The organism is Klebsiella sp. KP20-425-1 (genome assembly GCF_025813515.1).
Classification (GTDB): Bacteria; Pseudomonadota; Gammaproteobacteria; order Enterobacterales; family Enterobacteriaceae; genus Klebsiella; species Klebsiella pneumoniae.
Genome location: NZ_CP109614.1, coordinates 1,449,849 through 1,475,217, shown reverse-complemented (window position 1 = coordinate 1,475,217; position 25,369 = coordinate 1,449,849). Strand labels below are relative to the sequence as shown.

The following is a 25,369-nucleotide window of genomic DNA, read 5'->3' as shown; positions in this document are numbered from 1 at the left end:
TCTATTTTTGAATATAAAGTAGCGCATGATGCCTGATAACATATCCTTACTGAACTTCAGATATTCGCCTGTTAAAATCAGTTTAATTATTGCGGCTCTGTCTACAGCATCTCAACCAGCCAGAGCCATAGAGTTTGCCACTGGCATTCTTAATATGGATGATAACGACAAAGTCAACCTTAAAAAATTCGAACGAGCTGGTTATATCGCTCCTGGTAAGTATCGATTATCAGTTTCACTGAATAACAACCTCTTACATGATGACGTTGATATCATTTTCGTTTCCGTAGACGGAAACGAAAATGCGAGACCATGCCTCCCTGTTGAGTTGGTTGATACCATGGCCATTAAACCTGAACATTTAAACAACATAATATCGCATAATGGGTGCATATATGTAGAAGACATTGATTCGGTTACCACGACAACTAACCTATCCAGGTCCGCATTGAATGTTTCTGTACCTCAGGCATTTTTACAATATAGTGACAGTAACTGGACACCTCCTTCACGCTGGGACAATGGTATTCCAGGGTTTATGCTTGATTATGACATTGCTGCGAGCAAAATTAATTATAAACACAGCGATAATACACAAGATTATTCCAGCTATGGTACCGCCGGAGTAAATGTTGGGCCGTGGCGTATACGTGGTAATTACCAGTACTCAAACTATAAAAGAGGCAACCTGCGTGATACCAACTTTGACTGGACACAGCTCTACCTGTATCGTTCCTTCAATGAACAAGGTCTGAAATTACAGGCGGGGCAAGTCTATCTAAATTCAAGTCTGTACGATTCGTTTCGATATAACGGTTTATCTGTTCAGAGTGATGAACGCATGCTGCCACCCGCCCTCCGCGGTTATGCACCACAGGTTAGCGGTATCGCTAAAACCAATGCTCGTGTAAAGATCACACAGAAAGGCCGCACTCTCTATGAAACGAATGTACCACCGGGACCTTTTGTCATTAGCGATTTAAATCAGGCAGTACAGGGTCTTCTGGATGTAGCCGTCGAGGAGGAGGACGGGAGCGTACAATATTTCCAGGTCAATACAGCGAGCATTCCTTTCCTGACACGACAAGGTTCTATGCGCTATAAGTTATTTTCTGGTAAACCAGTTTACAACACGGGCAACCGCTATATTGGTCCTGAATTTATGAGTGGTGAGATTTCGTGGGGCGCATTTAATAACACCTCTCTCTATGGCGGTTTTATAGCAACGAATCAAAACTACCAGGCTGCGACTGCAGGTATCGGGCAGGATTTACACTTGCTCGGTGCTCTTTCTATGGATGTCACTCGGGCGCAGAGCAAGCTTGAACAGCAGAATACAAAATCCGGATACAGCTATCGCGTTAATTATGCTCGTCAGTTTGCCAGTACCGGTAGTCAAATCTCTTTTATGGGCTATCGGTTTTCAGACAGTAATTACCTGTCCATGAGTGATTATCTTGACTATCTGAAAATTAACAAACTTTATCAGCGAGATCGCGAAACCTATACCGTCATGGGTAATCAACATATTCCATGGGTGGACGTGAATACCTATCTGTCATATACCCATCGTAATTACTGGTACGGGGATAGTTCCAACAGTATGTCACTTTCCATGACAAGAAACTTTAACGCCTTTGATTTCCGCAACATCACAGGCACGTTGTCCGTGTCTAAAACACGTTACCGGGAATCAGATGACAGACAGATTTACTTTGGTATAAGCATGCCAATTGGTACGGGTCAACAAATCAGTTATGACAGCCAATATGGTGAAGGCAATCGCTCACATACCGTTTCCTACTATAACTCCAGTGAGCGTGATCGTTCCTATCGTCTCTCAGCAGGAGGTCGGGATACAGACATCAGTTCAGGTAGCGCTCTCGTTCGAGGTAGTTATCGCCAGCGTACACAGAGCGGTGCGTTTAATGTGAATGCCAGCCAAAAAAATCGTGCCTATCGTTCAGTCAGCGCAGACTGGAACGGCTCTGTCACCATTACACCTTATGGTGCTGCCTTCAGCGAAAGTCTTGGAGGCGAAACGCCGAGAATGCTGGTTTCAGCTCATGGAGTGTCAGATGTGCCCTTCAATGGTGGCAATGCAAAAACAAACCGTTTCGGGATTGCTGTAATACCAGGTGGCAGCAGCTTTGAAAGTAATAGTTATGCCGTCGATATTCGCAGACTTCCGGAAAATGTCGAGATGGAAAAATCCATCTTCCAGAGTACCCTGACGGAAGGGGCGATTGGCTATAAATCTCTTCCGGTAAATAAAGGATACCGTGTGATGGCGACGATTACGCTCGCAGATGGAACGGCTCCTGGATTTGGTTCGCCGGTGACAGATACTGTCAGTGGCAGAGAACTCGGTATTGTTGGCCCTGGTGGACAGGCCTATTTATCAGGTATCGACGATAATGCAACCGCCATCGTGGATCTGGGTAATGGAAAAATCTGTAACATTCACTTCCCAAAACTCACCGGTACAGCATTAACAACATTACTATTGCCGTGCCAGTAATTAATGAAAGATGAAATAATGAATACTATTGCAAAAAAAACACCTTTATTGTTGACATCAGGTCTGCTTTTTATATCGGCTACAGGACTGGCAGCTGTAAACCTGGATCGAACCCGGCTTGTTTATAATGCGGCCGATAAATCCACCGCCATAACATTGACTAATGAAAGTAAAACACTGCCGTATCTTGCACAATCATGGGTTGAAGATGACAAAGGGAAGAAAGCGGATGAGATGCTGATCGCCCTGCCCCCTCTGCAACGCATTGAAGCAGGCGATAAAAGTCAGGTTCGGATCGTTAAAGGTGTAAAAGCTGAAAGCCTGCCCACCGATCGTGAGTCGCTTTTCTATTTTAATACGAGAGAAGTGCCGCCAAAAAGCGAGAAAAAAAATGTTATGCAAGTTGCGATTCAGAGTCGAATAAAACTCTTCTATCGCCCACAGTCCATACAACGTAGCAGCCACGTTAATCCGGAGCAAAAAATTACCCTTCAGACTGTCGGTAACCAACTCACAATAACGAATCCAACTCCTTACTACTTTACCGCTCTGGCAGTTAAAGATAGTCAGGGAAATAAAATTAAAGAGGTGGATGGTGAGATGGTTGCCCCGCACTCTGATCGGAACATCTCTGTCGCAGGACTACGTCTCGGGCAACGCATATCAATTTCTTACATTAATGATTTCGGTGGTGTGATATCAATGTTATATCGCTGTGAGAATAATATTTGCAAATTTGAAAAAAGTAATGAGGGATAAGATATGAACTACGGCAGATGCAGACTGACACTGATGATGCTTCTGTTTGTCGGAACGCATCTGGCGCACGCGGCCAGCGACCTTGAATATCAGGGTTTCAAAGGAAACATAAATTTCCAGGGTATAGTACAGGAAGCCGGTTGCACGCTCGATTTTGACTCAGATGAACAACTCATCATGATTGGAGAATCAAATTCGCGTGAAATATTTCATGAAGTCCCGAATTCTCTTGTCATTCACCTTACAAACTGTGAGCGCCGTGATAATAATGCCTTTGATGATACCAATGAACTGAAGACGACCTGGAGTGGTGGTACGCTGATGACAATCACCCTTGATGGCGAAACGCTTCCTGATGATCCTACCGTGTTTATGTTACACCCACGTGAGAGTCATATGGGACTGAAAATACTGGATGATGACAGTAATCAGATCTTACCCGATATACACAGTCATGTGATTCGAACAGATAAAGGAGGAAATCACATCCGTCTCAGCACTCAGGTTGTTCGTGGTGAGGGAGTGGATCATTACCGCGGGCCTTTAACGGGAACATTAACTTTTCATTTAAAGTATTATTAACTGGTGATGTCGTGAAATATTTTATATTGTTAATAATGATTTTTTTCAGTACGTCTACGCTGGCACTGGAGTGTCATAAAGATTCCATATCGGGAAGTACCAGCGAACTGGTTAATATTGGTAGCGTAAAAATCCCCAATGACGTACCTGATGGCACTATCGTATGGCGTTCAGAAGTATTAACTAACAATTTTGTTTGTTGGTCAACAACATCTAAAACTGATGAGTATGTATATATTTATACATACCCGGAAGTCAGTGGCAGCGCGGCAATGCCTGAAGGGGTTGCGTTTGGTATTATATATGATGGCGTTGACTTAGGAACCAATAGTGACAAAACGCAAACAAGTTTATACTTTACCAAAAGCGAAAAAGGGAGCAAGTATGCTAAAACCCTAACAATGAGCTATCAAATTTATATCAAAAAAACGGCTAACTTATCCAGCAGCATTGTTTTTGATACTGATGAAATAGCAGTTTTCCAACTCGATGGTGTTGGTGGCATTAATAACAATGCCGGGCTTAACTATCGTTATACGCTTACAGGGTTAACCAATTTTGTTGCTCTTGAATGCAGTGCAAATATTCCCGAAGTTACCGATGTCGATTTTGGTGAGCTAAAACCCTGGAACAGCACGGGCTCTGTTATTACCAGAAAGGACTTTTCACTTGCAGTTTCGCGTACCTGTGATGCGCCTTTTTCGCTTGATGCACTTTTTACACCGACTGGTACTGTCGTTAACAACGATAGCGTTGACCTGGGCAATGGTGCATTGCTGAAAATATACGATCCTGATACTGGTAATTATCTAGTCTTTAACGACCTTACGGACTTTGTTGATCTGACAACTTCGAAAAGTCAGACAAAAACTTACCAGGCTGTTCTTGTCAGTAACGGTGAAGCAAAAACAGGCGAGTTTGAATCAGATATCATATTTACGGTAAACTATAAGTAAATTATACAGGGTGAATTATCACTGTCAAAATTCGCCCTGCATTTAAAGAACAATACGCAATAATTCACCAAGATGAAGATAGACACACATTGTAAAAAAATTTTACCTGTGCCTGTTTTCGATATTCAATTTATATCGCATTTTGTTTTCCGGGTACTTATCCATGAATACCATATTGGATAATATTATTTAATTATTTTTTTCAGGTTGTTATGAGAAGCAAGTTCCTTGATAAAATTGCATCTGTCAATAATAAAAAAGAGTTGATTATTGCCAGCAATAACCCTTTCATCCTGACAGGATTGGAATCGTTAATCGCCCCTGATTTTTATGCTGTTCGCTACATACAACTCCAGGATATCAATAAACTATCATTAAACAAAAAATTATTTTCTGTTGCGATAGTATTAACAGGAGCCTTAACCGCCTCCCAGCTTGCTGAGATTATTATACTATACCGGCAGGTGGAAAAAGCCAGGATACCCACTCTTCTGTTTTCTGAGATTTACAACCATTATCTTTCTTTATTCACCCGCTTAGCCGGCGGGTATGTGATATACGGTAAACAAGACAGAGTCTCTCTTCCCTATGAACTAAGCTGCTTTATGGCGGCTGACCGTTATAATGATTATCCCTCATCAAAGCGGATGAGTGATATCGAAGCATATGTATTAGCATACACACTGAAAGGTAATACTGTCCCCGATATATCCAGAATGCTCAACACTGCAATTAAAACGATTTACTCCCATCAGCGTAATATTATGAAGAAGCTTGGTGTTAAAAAAATAAAATGGATACTCATTCACTAAGTTACGTTTGGGTATGACTCCCCTTGTATCGTCTTACATTAACCACCCGTCCTTATGCCTGGCAGCATTTATTAAAGCCGATGGTGCCAGGTTCATACGACACAGTCAGCTGTATCAGCTCAGACGAGAGGTTGCACGTCTTCTTCCTTCACTTCTTTTCCACTATGTTTACCTGCTTCGGTTTATCCTGGCATTACCCCATAACAGTCCAGGAAAACATCGCAGCCCCCAAATAGACATTAGCATTGAGCCTCTACACAATTCGAATGATATTATGCTAACAGTAAAATATGCATCAGACTCTGATTTTAATTTCATTGAGGATAATATTGACAGCAGGTGCTGCTATTTTATCAGCCTATCTCCGGAGCAAAGAAAAAAGCAGTTAATCAGTATTGTTCGTTCTTTTCATTCATTATGGGGTAAGTATGCCCGTGAAAAGCAACGAAATGAATAATACATCATGGGTCTGGCCGGACAATATCAACTGGTGAGCAACCACTGTCCGGCCAGTGAGTACCATCAGCGGGCTCTTTTACCAAAAATGTCCTCTGAACGTGACTGAAGCTGTTTGAGTGCTTCGAGCATGTCATCATTATCCAGTGAGCGCTGGGATTTCTTCCCTTCCTGCTTTGGCCGTCGTCGGGAAGGGCCATCTCCAGCGGGAATTGACTGAGAGCGCGTGTTATCCCGCTTGCTCTGCACCAGACTGATAAACCTGTGGGTTCGGCCAAGACGCTTGTTATCGACAATCGCGCCCTGGTCGATTTCTGACAGTCGGTCGTAGGTAGAGTAGGGAAGTAGCGTACCGTTCAGGCGCAGCTCTTTTCTGCCATCAGGATAGTGATACACATCGATATATTTACCTATTGCACGGCGACTCAGTTCGCTGTCTTCAATCAGGTACAACATTTTATCATATTGTATCGTCAACGATTTTGAGACTTTACGTTTTTCACGAACAGTGAAAATAAGCCCCAGGTCCTCATCATGTTCTACAGCACGGTGTACGTCAAAATCATGTCGCGGTACTTTGCCAAAACGGCGGTTATAGTCAGCCATATAGGCCTCAGCGAAGTCATTTGCAGCCTCCATTGAACAAATGCCCTGTAACCGCAGCTCTTTGACCAGACGATCCTGTAAAGTGAGGTGAGCTCGTTCTACACGCCCTTTGGCGGGACTGGTTTCTGCACAGATAGTCTGGATGTTCAGTTCATGCATGGCTCGCCCAAACTGAGTATGCCCGTCTCCGCCTGTGGCGTGTTTATTGTTAACACGAAAAACACCGGCTTTATCGCTGTACAGTGCCAGCGGTTTACCATGCTTATCGATATAGCGCCGCGTGGCTTCGAAGTAAGAAAACGTGGACTCCGATTTAACAAACAACAGTTCCATCAGTTTGCTGGTTGCATCATCAACATAGACCAGCGCGGTGCAGGCCGGGCCACGGCCTTCAAACCAGTCGTGATCACAGCCATCTATTTGTATCAGCTCACCAGTACACGGACGCCGGTACCGTGGTTGAGGGATCCTTGCGGCACGTTGTTTACGGGGAACCCATAAGCCAGCCCGCACCATGATGCGCCGGACAGTTTCTTTGCCAAGAAACAGTCCGTGGAGTTCTTCGAGCTTTTCACGCGCCAGAGTCGGACCGAAATCAGCATAACGCGTCTTGATCAGTTCCAGAGCCTGATCTGCGAGCCCGGGTGGCAACTGGCGGTTACCACGCATGCCACATCGTCTGCTGGCCATACCAAGCGGTCCGCCTTCACGGTAACGGGCAAGAAGTCTGCGGCATTGCCTGTCGCTGATACCGAGGTGCTCGGCCGCACGGCGCGTTGTGATGCGACGTTCAATGACGTCCTGTATAATCTTGATCCGGTTGATCTCTTTCAAAGTAAACACTCCTGAGCTTTCTGCGCTCATGATATGCCTCCCGGTAGTTTAAACGGACCAGTGAAGCTTACCATAGCGCGGACATCTGAATTGAGCCACAGGCGGACATTACTATTGAGCCATTACACAATTAGTACGCACAACAAAGATTATGTTAAATACTGAAATAAATGATATAATAATCAATATTTTACGTCGCTATCAGTCACTTCCCCATTCCAGTAACCAGTCATGGAAGTTTAAGGAACAGAGTCCGCTCATGAGTTTGCGATGCCGTAAATCCATGGTGAGTATAGAAGCCTTTAGCTTCTTCAGTAAGCGCGTGAACCATTATCGCACGGACGCCAATATTCTCGGCTACGCGATAACAGCGTAGAACGGCATCGTGAAGTAAATCGGCGCCAACCCCTTTTCCGTGCAATGAGACATCTACCGCCAGGCGAGCGAGTATAATCACCGGTATAGGATCTGGCATGTTACGCCGAAGTCTGCCTGTAGTTTCCGTATGGTTAACGCTACCGGTGGCCAGAGAGTAAAAACCAGCTACTTGCTTCGTCCCCGTCTTGCAAACAACGAACGTTCGGGCAGCGCCAAGAGCTTGATTTTTTAAACCTCTGTGCTTTAGCCATTCATCAAGGACTGTCTCTCCACTGACGAACTCAGCCAGCTGATGAGAGCTGGATAACGGCTCGGGCGCGGTTACACGTCCCACTGAGGTTTCCTTGCCAGTAGTTTATTAATGGCGGGCTCATCCTCGACTGGTGCATCGAGCATATCGATGAACTCTGCATACTGTTCGTCGTTAAAATTGAAAACACGGCGATCAAGGATCACATTCTCCGCAGCCTTGCAGGCCATCTCCAAGATAAAGTCGGTTCGCGATTTATGAAGGATCTCTGCAGCGGCATCGATGAGTGCTCTCTGAGACTCTTTAGCTCTTAGGTTGAGTTGAACATCTGATTTCATACATACCTCTTTTGTATAGCAATTGATATACAAGAATAACACAACACGAACGTGTAGCAAATGCTATGCACCTCAAAGTGCCGAAAATGCGTTTTATGTTAAACCATTGATTCTATTGCATATAATCATAGTGTAACCACTAAGTGCGATATACGGCATGTTCACGCAGCAAGAAACCAGAGCCGATTATAGGGCTTCTTGCTTTAGCTGTTATGTGAAAATGAGCGGAATGATAAAATAAAAATTTTTTATTAAATCCCCTGACCCAATAAAAGATCAGGAGATTCAACAAGACCGTAAAATAGAGTTGATTTATTCAAGGTTGGCGTGTCGACTGAACATCTGTGCATCAGTCTGCGCCGTTTTTTCCTTCAACGCGATCACTACGCTGTCGTAAATAAGCCAGCTAAGCTGTTCAAAAGAGGAACCAGTCGGCTGGATAGTTTCGGCCTTGGATGTGGCATGTTCGCTTTTCGCGGTGATACCAGGAATGCGAATGATCGTTTCGGCTATGTTGCCAATAGTATGCTCCGGATAGATTGTGAGCGTGGCAATCTTCGCTCCCTGCTTATGCGCTTTCTGTGCCATTGTGACCAGGCTGGCTGTTTCACCTGAGCCGGATCCTATGATCAGCAAATCCCCCGGCTGAATGGATGGGGTGGTCGGTTCGCCCACAAACCAGGTACTAAAACCCAGGTGCATAAGTCGATTTGCGAATGCCCTTGCTGCAAAACCGGAACGCCCGGCCCCCGCTACGAAGACACGTTTGGCTTGCATAATCGCTTCGCCAAGCGCATTGACTTCCTCTCCGTCAATTTGTTGAGCATCCGCCATCAGTTCAGCCAGAATGGCCTGTAGATTTTGACAATGTGACATATAATATCCTTAGAGGCCCTGCATGGCGGTTTTGATTAAACGAGCTTCTTCAATCGGGTCCTTTGCCCGCGTGATGGCAGAGCCGACGATAATCACATCTGGATTAAGAGCAACGTACTGCCCGATGGTATTGCTGTTAATCCCCCCAGCCACGGAAATACGCGAGTGGCTTACATGCTGTTTCATTACCTTCAAATCTTCAATCGGCTGACGTCCTGCCGCCTGTTGATCGGCCCCGGTATGCACGGCGAGATGTTTTACGCCTGCAGCTTCCAGCTCGCGGATACGTGTGGGTAGGTCATCAACGCAAATCATATCAATAACAAGATCACGCCCCGCCTCTTCCGAAGCGCGTAGACAGGCCTTCACGGTCAGTATGTCCGTGACGCCAAGCGCGGTAACATAATTTGCTCCAGCATCAAAAGCGAGTTTACTTTCGAAATAGCCACCATCCATAATTTTCTCATCTGAAAGGATCTCCTTTTCCGGAAAATGCTGGCGGAAAATGCGTACTGCATTCATGCCTTCCGCAATCACGAACGGTGTGCCTATTTCGATGATATCCACGTATTGACGCAACTTTTCCGTAAGGGCCAGGGCTTCGTCTAACGGTAGTTCATCCAGTGCCAGTTGTAGTTTCATGTTCTGTTCCTTATCTGTTATAAAGATGCCAGGCCCAACGCAGAGGCCGGAGATGAAAGATGGGATTTCAGATTTTCATCGAGCTGTAGAAGTGTGAGGCAAAGACCATTCATATCGAGGGAAGTAACGTAATCGCCAACATAAGTGTGCCAGACAGTATGTCCCTGTCGTTGTAACGCCTCGATTACTGGTGCTGCCATCAGGTACTGTTCCATTAGCGGTGTGGCACCAAGTCCGGAGAGCATTACGGCAAATTCAGATCCCGTTTTAAGGTCGAAATCATCCAGTAGTGCAGCAACCATGGATTCAGCAATTTTATGAGCGTTATCCAGGGGCGCGACAAATTGCCCTGCCTCACCATGGTGACCAATGCCGAACTCATAGGTGCCGGCATCGATGATAAAGTTCGGCTTTCCCACTGCCGGAATTGTGCAGGGTGCCAGGCCGACGCATACACTACGGGTGTGCTGTGCTGTTTGTTCAGCGACGGCGATCACCTCTTCGAGTGTCCCTCCACCTGCAGCAACCGCCCCAGCGGTCTTCCACATCAGAACACCGCCAGCAATACCATGTCGTTTGTCCGCGGCATTTTTCGGTGCAGAGGCAATGTCGTCACGTGCTTTAACAATGGCAACATGTCGCCCTTCATCTTCTGCCAGCCGCAGTGCCATCTGTACGTTCATGGAATCACCTGCATAGTTTCCAAAAAGGCAGGCGACACCGTTACCGCGATCAGCTACGCGAATCGCTTCCAGAAAAGCTGTAGGTCCCGGTGAGGAAAACACTTCACCTACCGCGACAGCATCAAGCAGACCTTTACCCAGATAGCCAAGAAAGGCCGGTTCATGCCCGCTGCCACCACCGCTGACGAGGCCAACACGCTCGGGTTCTTCCAGGCTACGTTTACTAAAAATCACTCGTGGGTTAGCCATGCTTAACGCCACGTGACTTTCGTGCACCCGCAAAAAACCGTTCAGCATGTCGTCAACAACTTTATCGGGATTGTTAATGAGCCGTTGCATCATTAGCCTCCTTATTTATCAGTGAAATCGCTGTATCCGCAAAGGCACATAACAACAACATGCAGGAGCCAGCCCCGGCATCAGGATGACCCAGGCTGCGCTCACCGAGACGGCTGGCCCGCCCCATACGCGGATACATCTTCCGGGTGGAGTTAAATCCATTTTCTGCACCCTGCTTCATTTTTATCAGGCTGGCCACGCAGCCTTGACCTTCCGCCAGTGCTGCGTTTAAAGCCTGCGTCGCCGGGACCAGGGCATCCAGCATGGTTTTATCGCCAGGCGTTGCTGAGGTAAGTTTCTGCAGTTCCGCAAGGGCAACGGTGAACATGGAGTTCAGCACAGATGCATCAATGACCTCATGACTGGCCGATTCATAGCCAAGAGAATGGAGCCAGGTACCGTATAACGGCCCCATTGATCCACCAATCTCCTCCAGGAGGACCTGACTGATAACCTGGAAGGCTTTGCTCATATTCATAGTGGGGTCAAATTTATTTTGTGCAAAAGTGAACCCCTTGCTCATATTGATCCCGTGATCTCCATCGCCAGCTGCACCATCTATTTCGCTGAGCCAGGCCTTGTTATTTTGAATAATCTCCACCATTTTTATGGCAATAGTTATTCCATCTTTATTTAAAAAAGACATATTTAACCCCTTGTGTTTAATTTGGAATTCAATTCATCATTGAGGCGTAATTAAACACTATTTCATCATGGATGCGCGTATTTTCTTTGATGCCCGTAAAATGCGTAATGGCCTGGGAGATATTGTGCATTTTAATATAATTTCTTAATTCATTACTTTGTTCATCTGCCGGGTCGTAGTAGTGCAAAGCAGCAGCGATTCCTTTAACTAAATAATCTGTCGGTAAGCCAGCTGCTTCGCATTGTTCGCAAGGACCAGTCAGGCGATCGCCGGGCGCGAGCTTACGTACAGGGGAGCGACAAACACGCTTTACTGTATCAACGACCCCTGGAGTACAGAATCGATTAACCACAAACTGGATATACTTTTCCAGAGAATCCATAGGGAAACCATATTTAACATGCAACAATCTTGCCGTTTCGCGCATACTTTCTTTAATTTCATCTACCAGAAGACTATCAGAGAATATCTGAGGCATCGTGTCATAACCTTTAAGATGCCCTACATACCCAGCCCAGGCATGTCCTCCATTTATAATATAAAGCTTACGCTCCAGATATTTTTGCAAGTTATCTGTGTAAGTTGCCCCTAAAATTGGTTTGCTTTCAGGGTTGGTCAGTGCCTGGCGCTCAATAACCAGTTCAAAATCCTCCCCCACATCAATAACATTTTTGCCATTACGTTCCGCGGAAAGCACCATCCGGTCGACAGCGGTATTTGGGAAGGAAGCCAGTGAATCCACTTCTTTTTCCCCAAGATTAAGTAATTCTTGGCGGAGTATATGGCCGTTAAACAGCGCGTTCTCACATACGATGACGTTAATTTTTGGTTTACCTGCCCGCTGTCTCGCCTGCAATCCGGCGAGCAACAGCGGTGCGATTTTACCAAGGTTATCCGCCCAAACTGCAGTAGTAATAATATCGGCTGTTATGCACTGGCGAATCACCTCGTCCCGCTGTGTCACGGGAGAAAGAGCCAGCTTAATAGGTATGAATTTTAGTTGATATCCTTTTTCAATTGTATAAATGTCATAGCCCCCCTGCTGTTGCATTTGTTCATTAAGTTTGATGTTAGTATCAACAAAGGTTAGGTCGTAACCGGACTCTTTGAGCAGGTCACCGATAAATCCACGACCAATACTCCCGGCACCAAAATGTAAAGCCTGCATATTTACTCTCCATTAAAATATGCCAAGAAAAGCTCCGGCAATGGAAACGGTAATAATTACCAGCATAATAACCGTGAAGTTTTGATTTCGTTTCAGCAACCACCAGTAAATACCGAAAACAGCGAGCAGTGGTAAAATACCCGGAACGATATTGTCTATGACCTGCTGAAGAACAAACGGTTTATTTTCAGAACCAAAATTTATTTCAAGTGGAGTACTTAACCGAACATACGTCGAAGACAACGCTCCCATCATAAACAGACCGAGCGTACTTGCCCCGGTAATTAATGTGCGGATATGGCCAGAATGCAATATTTCCCGAATTGAGGCTTGTCCTGCCCGGTACCCGTAGGCCGCTAGCTTGCGGCCTACGATAATCTGAATCAAAGGCAGGAGGAGAAGGAAAAAAGCCCCCAGCACACTACCATTAGTTGAAAGTGTAACCGCCAGACCAAAAATAATCGGTTTCAGCGTCGCCCAGTCTATAGAATCACCGATCCCGGCCATCGGCCCCATTAAGCCTGTTTTAATACCAGTTATGGTGTCGTCATCAATATCTGCGCCACGTGCCTTTTGCTCTTCCATTGCAATAACAATGCCGTTAATCGGTGCGCCGTATACTGCCTCGGTGTTATAAAAGACCAGGTGACGTTTTATAGCCTGTTTTAAATCCTCCTGATCCGGGTACAGCTTTTGTAATATTGGCAGCAGTGCTGTAGTAAATCCCAGCGCTTGTAAACGTTCATAGGAAATGCCCATTTCCGCAACAATGTAGTAGTAGAGCCAGCTGTTTTTAACATCTTTTTCAGTAATCAGTTTTGTTTCCATTATCAGCCCCTTACGCTTCTTTTTTGTTCTGGTAGTACGAGATAAGCAGCACAGCGCTAAGACCGAAAATAGCCGCACCGAAAACTGGAATGCCGCTAAACTGCACGAGGAAATAACCGATAAAAAACCAAGGCAGTAGCTCTTTTTTGCCGATAACAAAAATAGTGAGGGCAAAGCCGAGCGCCGGAAGCAACCCTCCAGCCACGCTAAATCCGTGAATCAGCCACTCCGGAACACTGTTCAGGAAGGAATTGATACTGTCCTTACCGTACATATTGGCAAGAAACGGTACAGGAAATCGGATAAAGAAACCTAGTACCGTCGGCCACACGACAGCGCAAAGTTTAATTTGACTGACATTACCCTCCTCAGCATACTTATCTGCCATATGCACAAATATAGCGTTAATCGTTTTTCTGAATTGATCGAGGAAAACCCCCATCACACCGATAGGTACGGCGATAGCAATGGCCAGCGTTGGCGATAAACCAGTATTCAACGCAAGCGGAATTGCGATAAGCCCTGCCAGGCAGTCATCTGCCGGTAAATTAGAGCCTGCTGCAACCAGGCCTATATAGAGAATTTGGATCGCTGAACCAATTATTACCGCCTGTGTTATATCACCCATTATTAAACCAATAAGAACAGATGAGAATAAGGGCTGGCGTAATGCATGTGTTACCGCGTAGCCAATATCCGTTTTACAAATCCAGTACCAGAATCCAGTAAAAATTGCGATTTCTACCATGATCATCCCTCCAGCCGGGAAATTGCTTTGTCGAGCGTTAACCTGACTTCTTCCGGGGTAACCTGGAAATATACTTCAGTCCCCCTCTCTTGAATAAACTTAAGATCCTGCAAATCCTGATCATCGATGGATATCCCATTTACCACGCTGCGGCGATTCACGCCTCCACCCAGGCCACCGATTTGTACCGTTGGTAAATTCACGTCCTGTTCAATCAGGTGGCGCAGATTACCAATCGATTTGAACAGCAGCAGTACATTATCTTTACCATTATCGTACTGGCCCGCTCGCACCCCAGAAATGAATGCTTCCTCAGAAAGAACGTTAACTCTCACGCCTGGCGGCGCTGCCATTACATAGATGTCAGCGAGAAAACTGTCTTTCGATAACTTATCATCTACGATAACAATTTCGGTAGCCGAGATGATATTTCTCCATTTTGTAATGACCTGGCCGTGAATTAAACGAAAGTCTATTCTTACGAGTTTAATATTATTCATAATCTCTACCATTGGTTATCGATGTGATGTTTTTGATACTATCATTTCCCGCCATTATGATTTTTTCGATAAGCTCCTCAAATGGGACGTCATGACGCTGCATTTCGGCTTCAATAAGCATTGGCAGATTCATTCCACAAATAACCTGATATCCTTTTTGTTTTGCAAAGATCGCAGATACATTTGATGGTGTACCTGCGTAAATGTCTGTAAAAATAACAACATTTTCTGGTGCATGAGTGAGCAGTTCGGATACATTCTCCAGCAACTGTTCAGGTGCCATGCCAGGTTCCAGCGAAAAGCTATATATGTTCTGTATTTTACCTAAAATCATTTCACAGCTATTTACCAGTTCTTTACAAAAATTGCCATGAGATATGACCACAAGCCAGGGTGGCATTAGTTTATGTTCCATAAAGTAATCCTGAAAAAATGAAGTTAACCGCGAGATTTACCTCCGGTAATGTTTATCGTCGTGCCAGTAATATAGCTGGCTTTGTCCGAAGCCAGCCATATCACCAGATCCGCGATTTCCGTCAACCGTCCCGGACGGCCTAATGGAATTTTTTGTCTGTAATCTTCAACGATATCCTTCTCGGCCATGCCACGTGTATAAGCCAGTGCTTTTCGATGCTCCATATTTCCCATCGGCGTTGGTTCGTTAATGCCTGGTGCAACGCCGACTACTCTTATGCCAAAAGCGCCTAACTCTTTCGCCCATGAAAGAGTAAAACCCTGAACTGCCGCTTTGGTGGCAGCATAACAACTTTGCCCTCTTGAGCCTTCGATACCCGCCTCGGAAAGAATATTGATAATGACTCCTGCTTTTTGTCGGATCATCTGTCGTGCGCTTTCTTGCGAGCAGATAAATGTACCTTTTTGATTTATCGAAACCATAAATTCAAAATCTTCATCGCTAAGCTCATACCCGGGTGCCTTGCCGTAAAAATCAACCAGCAGACGAGCACGGTTTACAGCGGCATTATTAACCAGGCCGTCAATACGACCATATCGCTGTATCACTCCCTGCATAAGACCACGAACGGCATCGCGATCGGTAATGTCACACAGTTGATAGTCGACGCCGTCAATTCTCTGCTCCTGTGCAGGAATCTGAAGGTCTGCAACTACGACCTGCGCATTATTCTGCATAAGACCCTGCGCTATCTTTTCTCCAATCCCGGAGCTACCACCCGTGACAATAATGGTTTTTCTATTGAGAGAGATCCACTGTGTTGACGCCATTTGTGTTATTGCTCCGGTTTATGATTCTCTATTGGTTAATACAAATAGCGTGCCAGTTTTTATTTATGTTAAAAATCAATAGGTTATAATTTGTGTGTAGAGTTTATTTGTGCTTGCACACTGTTATTACTTATTTTCAACACTTCAGATTGAACCGGAGAGAGGCTAGTCCATGGTTCAATCAATTCATAAATCATTAAGGCTTCAGTTGTGGTCAGGGTAAATCGATATTTATTTATCAGGGAGCGAAATGCCCCTGGGATCAGTGCCATAAATGACTGCTGATGTTGCGTAAGCTCAAACTCATCACGGTGCGATAGCCCCTCGTGTGTCAGCAATCGTTCGATCATTGCCGACAGATGCATAAACAGATTTATGCGAAGATAACTTTCGAAATGAATGCCGTATGCTAACTCGAAAAACTTCACAACATTCTCGACCTCATCGATAATAATTCGTGGATTAAGAAAGGATAGATGGCTGGCTATGCCCTCCAGTGTGAATAGAATAACAATCTCATCTACCATTTTTTGCATAGCCTGAACAGGCATAATCTGGGAAAAGTAGTTCTTCCATAGTAGTTCAGGTTTTTCACTGATAAGTTTTCGTGTGTTTATTTGAGGAATATATCCGGCGTCCATTTCAGTCGTAGTGATAAGCAATCGTGTACCATACAAAGCACTGTCAGCTTTTGCAATTTTCCATTTCAGGTCATCATACTCCATCGTGACAACATCAATAGCCTCATCGATAATGTTACGACGGATAATTTCCTGGAGTTGCCGGGCAACCCCCTCACCTGAGATGCAGGAAATTATAATTTTATTACCCTCAACAATTCCGGAATAATATCGCGCTTCAACTTCCCACGCCCCTTTAACTCCGTCAATAATTTCCTTCATAGGTAAGTTTTTCTGAATTTTTTCTGCAATATTCAGGGCCATTGCCGTGCTAACATTATTCATTACCAACAGATCACCCTGTATGTGGAGTTTTATCTCGCTGTAGATATCCTGTAATGATCCCATATCAACCATGATTATCATTCCGTTTTGCCGTTCGAGACAAGTAATCCACTTTTTAAGGCGATCGATAATGCCCTTGGTATTAACCGACAAGGGCATATCAAACGCTTTTAGATAAAAACCTTCAAGCAGTTTATTGGCGGTGCCAGCAATGCTGGAGGCTGTGGTGCTACCGTGGGCGACTATAATTCCCTGAATCAATGGCTCAGGTTCGACCTGATGGTAGAATATGGCTGTGAGCAACGGCTCCATCAATGTTATTTGCGTGGGCGGGAAATGATAAGCGAAAAGCGTAACACATTCCTGTGCCAGTAAACGTGCTCGCAACGGAGAATATGCTGTTATCTCGTTTAGATAATTGACTCTATCCATCGCAACCGGCTCATTTAATGACAACTGCAGGCAATGAAATACAGCTTTCTCCATTATCGGGTCGACAGATACTCCTGTCAGTTCATAAAATTCTGCTAATGTTTCTATTGTTAACTGCCATAGCGTTCCCTGATAAAAGCGACTGGTCTGGTACTTGCCTGACGGTTCTTCGAGTTTTCGAATAAACAATTGTACATTTGCAGTGCGGCAAAAGTTTTCCAGCAGATTGTCGCCCTGCCCCGAGAAGTACGAGGCAAGTAATGGTGTACCCTGCTCCTCATTATCGGCGTAGAAAGTCACTCTGTCTTTTTCATTATGTCTGCCAGTCGCACTCTCAATATATATTCCGTGATTCTTTCTTTGCGCCCATGCGGAGGCGCAGAGGACTTTAATATGGTTCTTCAGTTCGCCAATATTCCCCTGCGCCGGCGTAGAAAGCAACTGATAAATAAGGGTATTATCAACATGGATGTCCTGATGAAAGCGCTTAGCTTCGTTGGAAAAAAAATGCGAAATGAGCGCGAGTTGCTCAGTAAATGGACGCGACTCCCACGACGGCAACATTACGGTAACTGGTATACGACGCCTAAATGTTTTCAGTAGTACATTACTTGTGTTTTCCGTGGTGGCAAATACAAAACGCACACGGGATCTACATGGCTGATGATTATCACCGAGACGGTAAAAATACCCCTTATCCATAAACAAGAATAATTTTTCCTGGTTTTCAGCCGAAAGGCGGTGTACTTCATCAAGAAATAAAAAGCTGCCGTCGGCTTCATCAAGCAGACCTGTTTTATTACGGTCGGCGCCGGTAAATGCTCCTTTAACGTATCCGAAAAGTGCTCCGGAAAGGAGTTCAGGATTATTGGCATAATCAGCGCAGTTAAGTTCTATAAGTTTTGTTCCGGGTGCCACTGTGCCTGTATCACAGGCATACTGATGCAAAAGTTGCGCCAGATAGCTTTTCCCTACACCGCTCTCACCAGTGACTAACACTGGAAGGCCACCATCCGGATAATTTACCGCGGCAATGCATAATTCAACTGCTGTTTTCAGGCTGCCCGTCGCCCCAATAAGTGAGCTGAAGGTCGCTGATACCTTCTGTTCTTTATGTTTCACCATATTCTGTTCTGTTAACCAGAAACGCACCGGACGGGAGGATTCTTTTCGCAGATAACCTTCCTCACATAATTGGTTTAGATACAGACTAATAACGCTACGACTGGCTGAGGTAAAGCGTAAACAATCCTGCGTGGTAAAACTGCTCAGAGGAGTTCGCCAGGTGGCATTGAGTTTATGATAAAGTTCTTCTTTAGCTGACATAGTGCACCATCGTGTGTCATTCACCATGTTAGCAACATGTTGCTAAAGTCTTGCTTAAGCAAGCATCTGCCAGACAGAAGCCAACATCGCTCACAGTTTCAGGATTACGATGGGGGATCACGCCAGTGCATATGTGGACCTGAGGTATTATCGCAGTCTCATAGCGTTGAGGAAACCTTCTGTAGACTATGATATTTTTCAGATAGTTACTGAGAGTTAATTACTAGTAGTTTTTAATCAGTTAATTGTATTTTTGATATTAATCATCATGACTCTCTTATTTATAAGTCTGAGCATCTTCATAACTACAACTGTTCATGCGGAATGGATAATGGTGTATGGTACACAGATTGAAAACGGATTTATATAATAAAATTCACTGTCTTACTCAAATATTAACATTCAGAAAAGCTAATGTACGCATACATTAACTTTGATAAAAATGAAATGAATACTTAAAAACTCCCGTCTATATCTTTGCCGGGTGTGGCGCGTATGCTATGTACTAAGAAATGTTTATCGTTTGATGATTCCAATGACAATAAAGAACAGCATGGTTGCTGAAAGCATAATCAGTAGCCAGCCAAAGGGTTTGGCATCAAAAACAGTAGTGATGCAATCATTAGTACAGCTAGCCACGGTCGGGTGACAATAGAAATACCCCATGTAATAATAACCTCCATAGTGCTTGTTACTGGGGCTACGAAAAAAGTGGTGAAGAATGAGCATCCGACTACAAGCAATGCAATCAGATCAAATTTAATATTCAAGATTATGCTCCATGTAAGATAACTGCGAGCAGAATGATACTGGTTACCTTATTTAACATATTTCCAGACGCCAGCGGGTATTTTATCATAAAATTTTCCCATCGCTATTTCCGCCAGCCGGTGATCCACTGCGGCATTGAAGTACTCAAGTTCATCATCCGACAGGGAATATTTATTTTTTTCTATCACCCTTTCCAGGGTGTCCTCCGATGTACAGCGTCGTAGTCGTAAAATCCATTCCTGTTTCGTCATTAGTTTTTATATCCTGAGATGTTCCGGGTTTTAAATTTTATAATTAACGCAAATTTCATTCAGGCGTTATGGACCGTGCCGTTCTGCTTAAGATAATCACTGATGCTCAGGCCGGACAAGCGAATTTTATCCGAAACTTCCCTGAACTGCTCTTTCCAGCCATTTGTCAGACGTCTTAGTGACGCGATTTTGCAGGCGACGCTGAACGGCGTTCTCCCCAGTTTCTCGGAAAGCCAGAAAAGATGCTTACCAATATCATCATTCGGGACGCCATCGAGCGCATCCAGTAATAAAGTTTCCTCTTCAGCCACCCAGGCCTGGCGGGCATTCGGAAAGCGTGGGTCAGGTACAGGTGCCTGTTTCTCTTCCTTCGGTTTCGACGATGCCGGTATCGCGGGCTTTTTCATGCCGACGCGCGCTTTCATGGCGCCGATGGCGGCGACGGCCAGTACCAGCGTTTCACGCTCCTTGCGCGTGAGCAGGCTGTCCTCACAGATCAGGGTGTTCAGGTTATCGATCAGCGTATTCAGTCTGGGTTCAGTTACTTTCATTTTATGCTCATATTCCTTGTGTGGTGGCGATCAGTCCCGGCTCTCATTCACCTGGACGATGACCGGCAGGCCTGCATCAAAACAGGTCTGATACCAGCTGGCCACCTGCAGGGGATCGCCCTCTTTTATCCGGCGTATTCCGCCGGCATCCGTCAGCTGCAAACAGGTGGTACCGTCCAGACGGATCACGTAGGCCGCTTCCCGCAGGGAGTAATGACCATCACCCAGCTGCAGTTCCACCGCGTCACCGGCAGCCGTCTGGCGTAACGGTAGACGCCGGACGTCTGCCAGTCGTTGTCGTGCCGTTTCAGCCTCGCGTTCTGCCTGGAAGAGCGGTTCTGCAATGCAGCGACCGTCCTCCGTCAGCTCGACGGCCAGCTGCAGGTTCGGGGCGCGCAGCGTGCGCAGCCAGCCCGCGGCTTCCATGCGCCGGCAGGAGGCGCGCAGGTTCGGCCCGTACACCGGGGCGTCCCCGCCCTGCTCCAGCACCCGCTCGATATCCCGCGTCGCCACCGGCCCCGGACGTTTCGCATCGAGGGCGGCCAGCACAATCAGTACCCGCCGCTGCAGCGGTGACGACCTGGGGTGGTTCACCGTTGTCACGATGTCATTCCTCTCTTTTAAAGACGAGAGCGTGCTGGCGCTGCCAGTCGGCCTCAATGCGCTCATCATTTCCCACGCCTGAATAGTCACGATTCGCAAGCCTGTGCCAGAATTGCAGGAAGTCCGTTGCTTTACTCAGCTCCTGAGGGTAGTAAGGGCCATCCTTGCTGAGCTCACATTTCTGTATCGACTCTTCGGCTTCCTGCAACAGCTGCTCATAACTGAGTGAAAAATTCACTTCTTTCTCATCCATCCTTCGCGCTCCGTCTGAACATGTCCGTTTAGGTTAAAAATCATATCGCAAATGATTTGTTACATGGTATTTAAACATCATATCAGATATTATTATATGATTAATGAGAAATATAATATTAAGTATGATTTTGTGAGACTGACTTAATTATCATATCACTTACCGGTTTTCCGCCGCGCAGATCCGATTTCTGGCTAAGCCAGACCTGGCAGTTCCTCCATGTCGAAATATCAGTTTTAGATGCCAGACTTTTTGCCTGAATTGAGGTAATGTACTTGAGATTAATCCGACTTTTAACATATGAAGGAACCGTTCAGAATGGCTGCCAGGCAAAACATTCCAGCACAATTACGCTTGAAGGAAATACAGATTCAGAGCCTGAAAGGGATATCAAACTGTATCATCAACTTTCCTGCAGATAAGAAAGTTACAGCTATTATGGGGATGAATGGATCTGGGAAGTCAACGATCATCCACGCCCTTGCCTGCTGTTACAAACCCCGTACTGTTACTTCGAAAGAAAATAACCGATTCTCTGATTTTTTTACTCCTCATGATGATAACAACTGGCGTGACAGTGGTTTTACTGCCTATTTTTATGTAGGAACCCTGAATAATCAGGGGAATAGAATAATTTTCGAGCCTACGCCAGCACCGGATGACACCTTCACACAGCTTTATTCCAAAGTCGCCCGCTGGCAGCCAGTTTATGCACGTCGACCGGTCAAGGAATCCCTATACCTGGGACTTCAGACACTCGGCACTTTATCTGATGATCTCGCTGCGTCCCGACATGCAAAGTACGTTAGCCATGATTTCGGCCCTGCCCCCCTCAAACAAAAAATACTTGATTCTATGTGTCGGATTCTTGAGGCTAATTACTCCGATTTGATGGTCTGTACTACCCAAAAGGGCTACACATTCTATAAATTTACCAAAAATGGTATCTCCTATACTGAGCACACCATGGGAGCCGGTGAGAAACGTGTATTTGAAGTGCTTAAAGCTGCACATGACCCCTCTATAATGCCAAATGGATTGCTTCTAATTGACGAACTCGATGTTCTCCTCCATGAGAAAGCCTTCAAAAAGTTGGTCACTGAGCTCATCGACATAGCGGATGAGTCGCTGCTGGAAATTGTTTTTTCGACTCACAGGGAATCTGTCGTTCAGTTCAAGCGAGCGATCAATATTGTTAGTATTTTTAATATGGGTACAGGGATTAGGGCATTTCCCGGTGTATCTGCTGATGCGTTACGTCAGTTGACTGATGTTCCGCCTGAAATGGTAAGTGTTTTCGTTGAAGATGAACTGGCGCGTACGGCTATCAATGTCCTTCTGGAGCGGGAGGCTCTGACAGATAAGGTGGACGTTCAGCTCTTTGGTGCTGCAGAAAACTCTGCTGTTGTGCTTGCGGGACTTCTGCTTTCTGACCGCGATATTGGAAAGGTGATGTGCGTTCTTGACGGCGATGTGCACCGTACGATTCAGGAAAAACTTAAAATCATTCAGAAGTGTCTGACAGGAACGGACAGGGTGATAAAACAGCAACGACGTGACGTGTTGGGCAGACTCTTTGAATTTACTCTTCAGACGGTTCATCAAAAAGGTGCTCCGGAGTTTAACCATAAATGCTGGTTCGAAGCTATCGATCCGGCAACAGTATCGGCGGATGAGGCCGCTGAGTATGCCAAACTAAGGCAGTTTTCGATGTCAATTAATGGATTAGCTGACTGGCATGATTATTACGACAGACTGAATAACCTAGCACGGAAACACAACATCGAACATACCATTCTGAGCTATATCAGCAAATACTCAACAGCATGGGATAACTATATTTCAGCTGTACGTCAAGAGATCATTGAACGAGCTAGTGAACTCGAATGAGGGTAAGGCAGGGCAGCAAATCTGTTACCCAGCGGCCAAACGAATTCAGCACATTTTACAGTATAATAAACGCACCATGCAGATATCCCCGAACAGGCAGCGCAGCCCGCTCAGGGTGTTACTGTAAATCCCCTGCCCAGCGTCTCAAACGCTCAGTCAGCTGATAATTATTTTTTGAAAGGACGCGCTAAGGATTAGAAAGGAATATCGTCGCCCCACGCAGCTTCATCAGAGTCAAGCGCAGCATTAGGTAAAGGAAGATTACTTACGATATATAAATTAAGGATGTCTTCCCGGTCCATAAACATGATCTGGCTTCTTTTGCTGGCATCAAGTTTGCCACCCAGCCAGTTTCTCGCCTGTTTAGTAATCTCTCCGCCAGCAACGATAAAGGCATGATCGACCAGCACCTTTCTGTTTGTCTCCGGGTCAAATATTTCATGACCAAGCATCATCAGAACCTGATTGTGAATTTCAGCCACATTTGAATTTGTGGATTTACTGACGCCGGACGCATCCAGCTTGCCTTTTTTTGCCTGTATACCGAAATAAAGAACATGCTGTGTTGGTAGAATAAACTTCATCCAGATGTCTTTTCCATATTCCAGCGCTTTATCCTTATGTCCTGCTGCTGTTATCCGGTGGAAGCCGAGCTGCCGGAATAAAGGAAGGAGTACCTCCTCTATCAATTCATCTTCAGAGCAGGTATCAAGAAACGTTGTCAGTAATGTCCTTCGTTTTATTTCGTGAGGCGTGAGGGGCCGATGAGGATTATTGCTTATTGATACTGTTTTGGTGCCATTGTGACGGATATACAGCAGGTTATCTTCTCCATAGAAGGCTTCATAGCCCTCCCGCAACAATGGCTTATTCAGTTCTTCAAGGGCTTTTAATCTCCCGGGATCGTCATCCATGGCATCCTCTTTTAACATTAGACACCTGAGCACATGAACAAACCTTTCCGGTAAAGAGTGGGCTTTGGGCTGCGGCTCATTTAGAAGCTCTTCCAGCCTCATAGCTGTCCATGCCCACCGTGTTGATCCATCATGCACAACTTCCATGTCGCAGTCCTGGAAAAACTCAGTGATACGGCTGCTTGAGCGATACAGAAATGCCTTATTATCTCCGATGATACATTCCGCGAGAGCCCTGAGATTTCTGTCTTTAAATTTCATGTGTAATAATCTCCCTCTGTTTAGTTATACAGAATACATTGCAGGCTCCGTTTTCTCGGATCACTAACAGCTATACACTACTCATTACCATTAATTCACAAAAAATGCCCGAGGTAGTTAATCAGCAGGCATATCTTGTAACAGTCTATTTGCTACTAAATAACCCAGTCTTCCAGTGTCAGTCCAGGCACCCGCGCAAACTCTCTCACATTGTTCGTCACCAGGACGGCGCCCGCCGCGATGGCGTGGCCGGCAATGGCCGTGTCGTTCGGGCCGATCGGCGTCCCGGCGAGGTGCAGCGCCACCCGGATGTCGGTCGTGGCGTCCACCGCGGCCCGGTCCCAGGGCAGGATGGCATCGAGGCGCGCGCAGAACGCGTCGACCAGCTGAATATGGCGCGGCGAGGCCTTCGGGCCGGTGGCGCCGAAGCGCATCTCGGCATACGTCACGGCCGAGACCACGATGCGATCACCGCGCAGCACCGCCTGCTCCAGGCGCTTCAGCACCGCTGCCGGCTGCTCGCGCATAATGAACGAGCAGATGTTAGTGTCGAGCATCCAGGTTTTCTTCATGGCTCAAAGCGTCCTTCATCGCTGACCACATCCTCACGTTCCGCCATAAAGTCCGGATCGGCCCTGTCCAGCTGCGCGAACGAGCCCCAGGTCGGCCGGACGGGACGCAGAATGATGCTGTCCCCTTCCCGGACGATCTCCAGCTCGCTGACGCCGTCAAAATCCAGGTCCCGGGGCAGACGGATGGCGCGGTTATTGCCGTTTTTAAATATCGAAACTGTGCGCATGGATGTTCCTCCGGCTGATCATGTATGAGTGCATATGTGCAGTATATGCCTGCTGGATTGGTTTGTATAGGTGTCACATATGCAGATGACTTACATATGCGTATGTCTGGCCTATGCAGATGCGTGGCATATGGATATGCTGTACCTATCCTGTTTTCTCATTTCTCCACCGCAGATCCGAATACC

At 45.8% G+C, this 25,369-nt stretch carries 27 protein-coding genes and 2 pseudogenes; 7 read left to right on the top strand and 22 right to left on the bottom strand.

The genetic code is table 11. The features are described from left to right. The first annotated feature begins 25 nt into the window (after window positions 1-25). From OHJ17_RS07295 to OHJ17_RS07270, 6 genes and pseudogenes are all read left to right on the top strand, one after another. A complete protein-coding gene (locus tag OHJ17_RS07295) occupies window positions 26-2,521 on the top strand; it encodes a fimbria/pilus outer membrane usher protein (protein ID WP_077255459.1) in 2,496 nt (831 codons plus the stop codon). 18 nt (window positions 2,522-2,539) lie between these two features. Beyond that, window positions 2,540-3,280: a fimbrial biogenesis chaperone gene (locus OHJ17_RS07290; RefSeq protein WP_050597964.1), complete on the top strand. Its 741-nt coding sequence runs from the start codon at window positions 2,540-2,542 to the stop codon at window positions 3,278-3,280. A gap of 3 nt (window positions 3,281-3,283) precedes the next feature. After that, window positions 3,284-3,862, top strand: coding sequence for a fimbrial protein (locus OHJ17_RS07285; protein WP_032432061.1), 579 nt, complete (start codon window positions 3,284-3,286; stop codon window positions 3,860-3,862). Window positions 3,863-3,873: 11 nt separating this feature from the next. Next, window positions 3,874-4,818: a fimbrial protein gene (locus tag OHJ17_RS07280; protein WP_077254249.1), complete on the top strand. Its 945-nt coding sequence runs from the start codon at window positions 3,874-3,876 to the stop codon at window positions 4,816-4,818. A 212-nt stretch (window positions 4,819-5,030) separates the two neighbouring features. Next, entirely contained in the window at window positions 5,031-5,630 is a 600-nt protein-coding gene (locus OHJ17_RS07275) for a helix-turn-helix domain-containing protein (RefSeq protein WP_032432064.1), read from the top strand. A gap of 262 nt (window positions 5,631-5,892) precedes the next feature. Then, window positions 5,893-6,124: pseudogene (locus tag OHJ17_RS07270) on the top strand (DUF6904 family protein); the annotation flags it as partial. Between the two features lie 28 nt (window positions 6,125-6,152). Here the strand turns inward: OHJ17_RS07270 and OHJ17_RS07265 are convergent. From OHJ17_RS07265 to OHJ17_RS07180, 19 genes and pseudogenes are all read right to left on the bottom strand, one after another. Then, window positions 6,153-7,556 carry an ISNCY-like element ISKpn21 family transposase gene (locus OHJ17_RS07265; RefSeq protein WP_267303048.1) on the bottom strand — a complete coding sequence of 468 codons (1,404 nt, stop codon included), beginning with the start codon at window positions 7,554-7,556 and terminating at the stop codon, window positions 6,153-6,155. Between the two features lie 199 nt (window positions 7,557-7,755). Then, the gene (locus tag OHJ17_RS07260) at window positions 7,756-8,238 is read right to left on the bottom strand and encodes a GNAT family N-acetyltransferase (protein WP_032433360.1); all 483 of its coding nucleotides are present in this window, start codon (window positions 8,236-8,238) and stop codon (window positions 7,756-7,758) included. After that, window positions 8,226-8,492 (bottom strand): type II toxin-antitoxin system TacA family antitoxin, encoded by a 267-nt coding sequence (locus OHJ17_RS07255; RefSeq protein WP_003026799.1) that lies wholly within the window; start codon window positions 8,490-8,492, stop codon window positions 8,226-8,228. The genes OHJ17_RS07260 and OHJ17_RS07255 overlap by 13 nt, the downstream gene beginning before the upstream one ends. Before the next feature lie 312 nt (window positions 8,493-8,804). Next, a complete protein-coding gene (gene hxlB, locus OHJ17_RS07250; protein WP_032433361.1) occupies window positions 8,805-9,368 on the bottom strand; it encodes a 6-phospho-3-hexuloisomerase in 564 nt (187 codons plus the stop codon). 9 nt (window positions 9,369-9,377) lie between these two features. Then, the gene (gene hxlA, locus OHJ17_RS07245) at window positions 9,378-10,010 is read right to left on the bottom strand and encodes a 3-hexulose-6-phosphate synthase (RefSeq protein ID WP_032433362.1); all 633 of its coding nucleotides are present in this window, start codon (window positions 10,008-10,010) and stop codon (window positions 9,378-9,380) included. A 17-nt stretch (window positions 10,011-10,027) separates the two neighbouring features. Beyond that, window positions 10,028-11,032 carry a dihydroxyacetone kinase subunit DhaK gene (locus OHJ17_RS07240; RefSeq protein WP_032433364.1) on the bottom strand — a complete coding sequence of 335 codons (1,005 nt, stop codon included), beginning with the start codon at window positions 11,030-11,032 and terminating at the stop codon, window positions 10,028-10,030. After that, on the bottom strand, window positions 11,016-11,678 hold the full coding sequence (gene dhaL / locus OHJ17_RS07235) for a dihydroxyacetone kinase subunit DhaL (RefSeq protein ID WP_032433366.1): 663 nt from the start codon (window positions 11,676-11,678) through the stop codon (window positions 11,016-11,018). The genes OHJ17_RS07240 and dhaL overlap by 17 nt, the downstream gene beginning before the upstream one ends. 28 nt (window positions 11,679-11,706) lie before the next feature. Beyond that, the gene (locus OHJ17_RS07230; RefSeq protein ID WP_032433368.1) at window positions 11,707-12,846 is read right to left on the bottom strand and encodes a mannitol dehydrogenase family protein; all 1,140 of its coding nucleotides are present in this window, start codon (window positions 12,844-12,846) and stop codon (window positions 11,707-11,709) included. 12 nt (window positions 12,847-12,858) lie between these two features. Next, window positions 12,859-13,674: a PTS system mannose/fructose/sorbose family transporter subunit IID gene (locus tag OHJ17_RS07225; protein WP_032433369.1), complete on the bottom strand. Its 816-nt coding sequence runs from the start codon at window positions 13,672-13,674 to the stop codon at window positions 12,859-12,861. Between the two features lie 10 nt (window positions 13,675-13,684). Then, window positions 13,685-14,422: a PTS mannose/fructose/sorbose/N-acetylgalactosamine transporter subunit IIC gene (locus OHJ17_RS07220; RefSeq protein WP_032433370.1), complete on the bottom strand. Its 738-nt coding sequence runs from the start codon at window positions 14,420-14,422 to the stop codon at window positions 13,685-13,687. Window positions 14,423-14,424: 2 nt separating this feature from the next. Next, complete coding sequence (locus OHJ17_RS07215) at window positions 14,425-14,922, bottom strand: PTS sugar transporter subunit IIB (RefSeq protein WP_032433372.1); 498 nt, start codon at window positions 14,920-14,922, stop codon at window positions 14,425-14,427. After that, window positions 14,915-15,337 (bottom strand): PTS sugar transporter subunit IIA, encoded by a 423-nt coding sequence (locus OHJ17_RS07210; RefSeq protein ID WP_032433373.1) that lies wholly within the window; start codon window positions 15,335-15,337, stop codon window positions 14,915-14,917. The genes OHJ17_RS07215 and OHJ17_RS07210 overlap by 8 nt, the downstream gene beginning before the upstream one ends. 23 nt (window positions 15,338-15,360) lie before the next feature. After that, entirely contained in the window at window positions 15,361-16,167 is an 807-nt protein-coding gene (locus OHJ17_RS07205) for a sorbitol-6-phosphate dehydrogenase subunit (RefSeq protein WP_032433375.1), read from the bottom strand. Between the two features lie 83 nt (window positions 16,168-16,250). Next, window positions 16,251-18,890, bottom strand: a complete 2,640-nt coding sequence (locus OHJ17_RS07200) for a sigma 54-interacting transcriptional regulator (RefSeq protein WP_077255458.1) — start codon at window positions 18,888-18,890, stop codon at window positions 16,251-16,253. A 516-nt stretch (window positions 18,891-19,406) separates the two neighbouring features. Then, window positions 19,407-19,660, bottom strand: a pseudogene (locus OHJ17_RS26385) (hypothetical protein). A gap of 48 nt (window positions 19,661-19,708) precedes the next feature. Then, complete coding sequence (locus OHJ17_RS07195) at window positions 19,709-19,912, bottom strand: HHA domain-containing protein (RefSeq protein ID WP_032433376.1); 204 nt, start codon at window positions 19,910-19,912, stop codon at window positions 19,709-19,711. A 59-nt stretch (window positions 19,913-19,971) separates the two neighbouring features. Next, window positions 19,972-20,463, bottom strand: coding sequence for a hypothetical protein (locus OHJ17_RS07190; protein WP_032433378.1), 492 nt, complete (start codon window positions 20,461-20,463; stop codon window positions 19,972-19,974). A gap of 30 nt (window positions 20,464-20,493) precedes the next feature. Continuing rightward, window positions 20,494-21,012: a hypothetical protein gene (locus OHJ17_RS07185; RefSeq protein ID WP_045326794.1), complete on the bottom strand. Its 519-nt coding sequence runs from the start codon at window positions 21,010-21,012 to the stop codon at window positions 20,494-20,496. Between the two features lie 58 nt (window positions 21,013-21,070). Then, the gene (locus OHJ17_RS07180) at window positions 21,071-21,319 is read right to left on the bottom strand and encodes a hypothetical protein (protein WP_032433382.1); all 249 of its coding nucleotides are present in this window, start codon (window positions 21,317-21,319) and stop codon (window positions 21,071-21,073) included. Between the two features lie 318 nt (window positions 21,320-21,637). Here OHJ17_RS07180 and OHJ17_RS07175 point away from each other — a divergent pair, with 318 nt between their 5' ends. Continuing rightward, window positions 21,638-23,209: an AAA family ATPase gene (locus OHJ17_RS07175; protein ID WP_032433383.1), complete on the top strand. Its 1,572-nt coding sequence runs from the start codon at window positions 21,638-21,640 to the stop codon at window positions 23,207-23,209. 194 nt (window positions 23,210-23,403) lie between these two features. Here OHJ17_RS07175 and OHJ17_RS07170 read toward each other — a convergent pair whose 3' ends face one another. The 3 genes from OHJ17_RS07170 to vapB all read right to left on the bottom strand — a co-directional run bounded on the left by OHJ17_RS07170 (window position 23,404) and on the right by vapB (window position 25,183). Continuing rightward, entirely contained in the window at window positions 23,404-24,384 is a 981-nt protein-coding gene (locus tag OHJ17_RS07170; protein ID WP_032433385.1) for a hypothetical protein, read from the bottom strand. 155 nt (window positions 24,385-24,539) lie between these two features. Next, a complete protein-coding gene (locus OHJ17_RS07165; RefSeq protein ID WP_032433387.1) occupies window positions 24,540-24,956 on the bottom strand; it encodes a type II toxin-antitoxin system VapC family toxin in 417 nt (138 codons plus the stop codon). After that, window positions 24,953-25,183 carry a type II toxin-antitoxin system VapB family antitoxin gene (gene vapB, locus OHJ17_RS07160; RefSeq protein ID WP_001261276.1) on the bottom strand — a complete coding sequence of 77 codons (231 nt, stop codon included), beginning with the start codon at window positions 25,181-25,183 and terminating at the stop codon, window positions 24,953-24,955. Before vapB ends, OHJ17_RS07165 begins: the two co-directional genes overlap by 4 nt. Window positions 25,184-25,369: the final 186 nt, after the last annotated feature.

Bases quoted from the DNA above. Each gene is read 5' to 3' on its own strand.
- OHJ17_RS07295 (WP_077255459.1), top strand. From the start codon at position 26: ATGATGCCTGATAACATATCCTTACTGAACTTCAGATATTCGCCTGTT.
- OHJ17_RS07290 (WP_050597964.1), top strand. From the start codon at position 2,540: ATGAATACTATTGCAAAAAAAACACCTTTATTGTTGACATCAGGTCTG.
- OHJ17_RS07285 (WP_032432061.1), top strand. From the start codon at position 3,284: ATGAACTACGGCAGATGCAGACTGACACTGATGATGCTTCTGTTTGTC.
- OHJ17_RS07275 (WP_032432064.1), top strand. From the start codon at position 5,031: ATGAGAAGCAAGTTCCTTGATAAAATTGCATCTGTCAATAATAAAAAA.
- OHJ17_RS07265 (WP_267303048.1), bottom strand. From the start codon at position 7,556: ATGAGCGCAGAAAGCTCAGGAGTGTTTACTTTGAAAGAGATCAACCGG.
- OHJ17_RS07255 (WP_003026799.1), bottom strand. From the start codon at position 8,492: ATGAAATCAGATGTTCAACTCAACCTAAGAGCTAAAGAGTCTCAGAGA.
- hxlB (WP_032433361.1), bottom strand. From the start codon at position 9,368: ATGTCACATTGTCAAAATCTACAGGCCATTCTGGCTGAACTGATGGCG.
- hxlA (WP_032433362.1), bottom strand. From the start codon at position 10,010: ATGAAACTACAACTGGCACTGGATGAACTACCGTTAGACGAAGCCCTG.
- OHJ17_RS07240 (WP_032433364.1), bottom strand. From the start codon at position 11,032: ATGCAACGGCTCATTAACAATCCCGATAAAGTTGTTGACGACATGCTG.
- dhaL (WP_032433366.1), bottom strand. From the start codon at position 11,678: ATGTCTTTTTTAAATAAAGATGGAATAACTATTGCCATAAAAATGGTG.
- OHJ17_RS07230 (WP_032433368.1), bottom strand. From the start codon at position 12,846: ATGCAGGCTTTACATTTTGGTGCCGGGAGTATTGGTCGTGGATTTATC.
- OHJ17_RS07225 (WP_032433369.1), bottom strand. From the start codon at position 13,674: ATGGAAACAAAACTGATTACTGAAAAAGATGTTAAAAACAGCTGGCTC.
- OHJ17_RS07220 (WP_032433370.1), bottom strand. From the start codon at position 14,422: ATGGTAGAAATCGCAATTTTTACTGGATTCTGGTACTGGATTTGTAAA.
- OHJ17_RS07215 (WP_032433372.1), bottom strand. From the start codon at position 14,922: ATGAATAATATTAAACTCGTAAGAATAGACTTTCGTTTAATTCACGGC.
- OHJ17_RS07210 (WP_032433373.1), bottom strand. From the start codon at position 15,337: ATGGAACATAAACTAATGCCACCCTGGCTTGTGGTCATATCTCATGGC.
- OHJ17_RS07205 (WP_032433375.1), bottom strand. From the start codon at position 16,167: ATGGCGTCAACACAGTGGATCTCTCTCAATAGAAAAACCATTATTGTC.
- OHJ17_RS07200 (WP_077255458.1), bottom strand. From the start codon at position 18,890: ATGTCAGCTAAAGAAGAACTTTATCATAAACTCAATGCCACCTGGCGA.
- OHJ17_RS07195 (WP_032433376.1), bottom strand. From the start codon at position 19,912: ATGACGAAACAGGAATGGATTTTACGACTACGACGCTGTACATCGGAG.
- OHJ17_RS07190 (WP_032433378.1), bottom strand. From the start codon at position 20,463: ATGAAAGTAACTGAACCCAGACTGAATACGCTGATCGATAACCTGAAC.
- OHJ17_RS07180 (WP_032433382.1), bottom strand. From the start codon at position 21,319: ATGGATGAGAAAGAAGTGAATTTTTCACTCAGTTATGAGCAGCTGTTG.
- OHJ17_RS07175 (WP_032433383.1), top strand. From the start codon at position 21,638: ATGGCTGCCAGGCAAAACATTCCAGCACAATTACGCTTGAAGGAAATA.
- OHJ17_RS07170 (WP_032433385.1), bottom strand. From the start codon at position 24,384: ATGAAATTTAAAGACAGAAATCTCAGGGCTCTCGCGGAATGTATCATC.
- OHJ17_RS07165 (WP_032433387.1), bottom strand. From the start codon at position 24,956: ATGAAGAAAACCTGGATGCTCGACACTAACATCTGCTCGTTCATTATG.
- vapB (WP_001261276.1), bottom strand. From the start codon at position 25,183: ATGCGCACAGTTTCGATATTTAAAAACGGCAATAACCGCGCCATCCGT.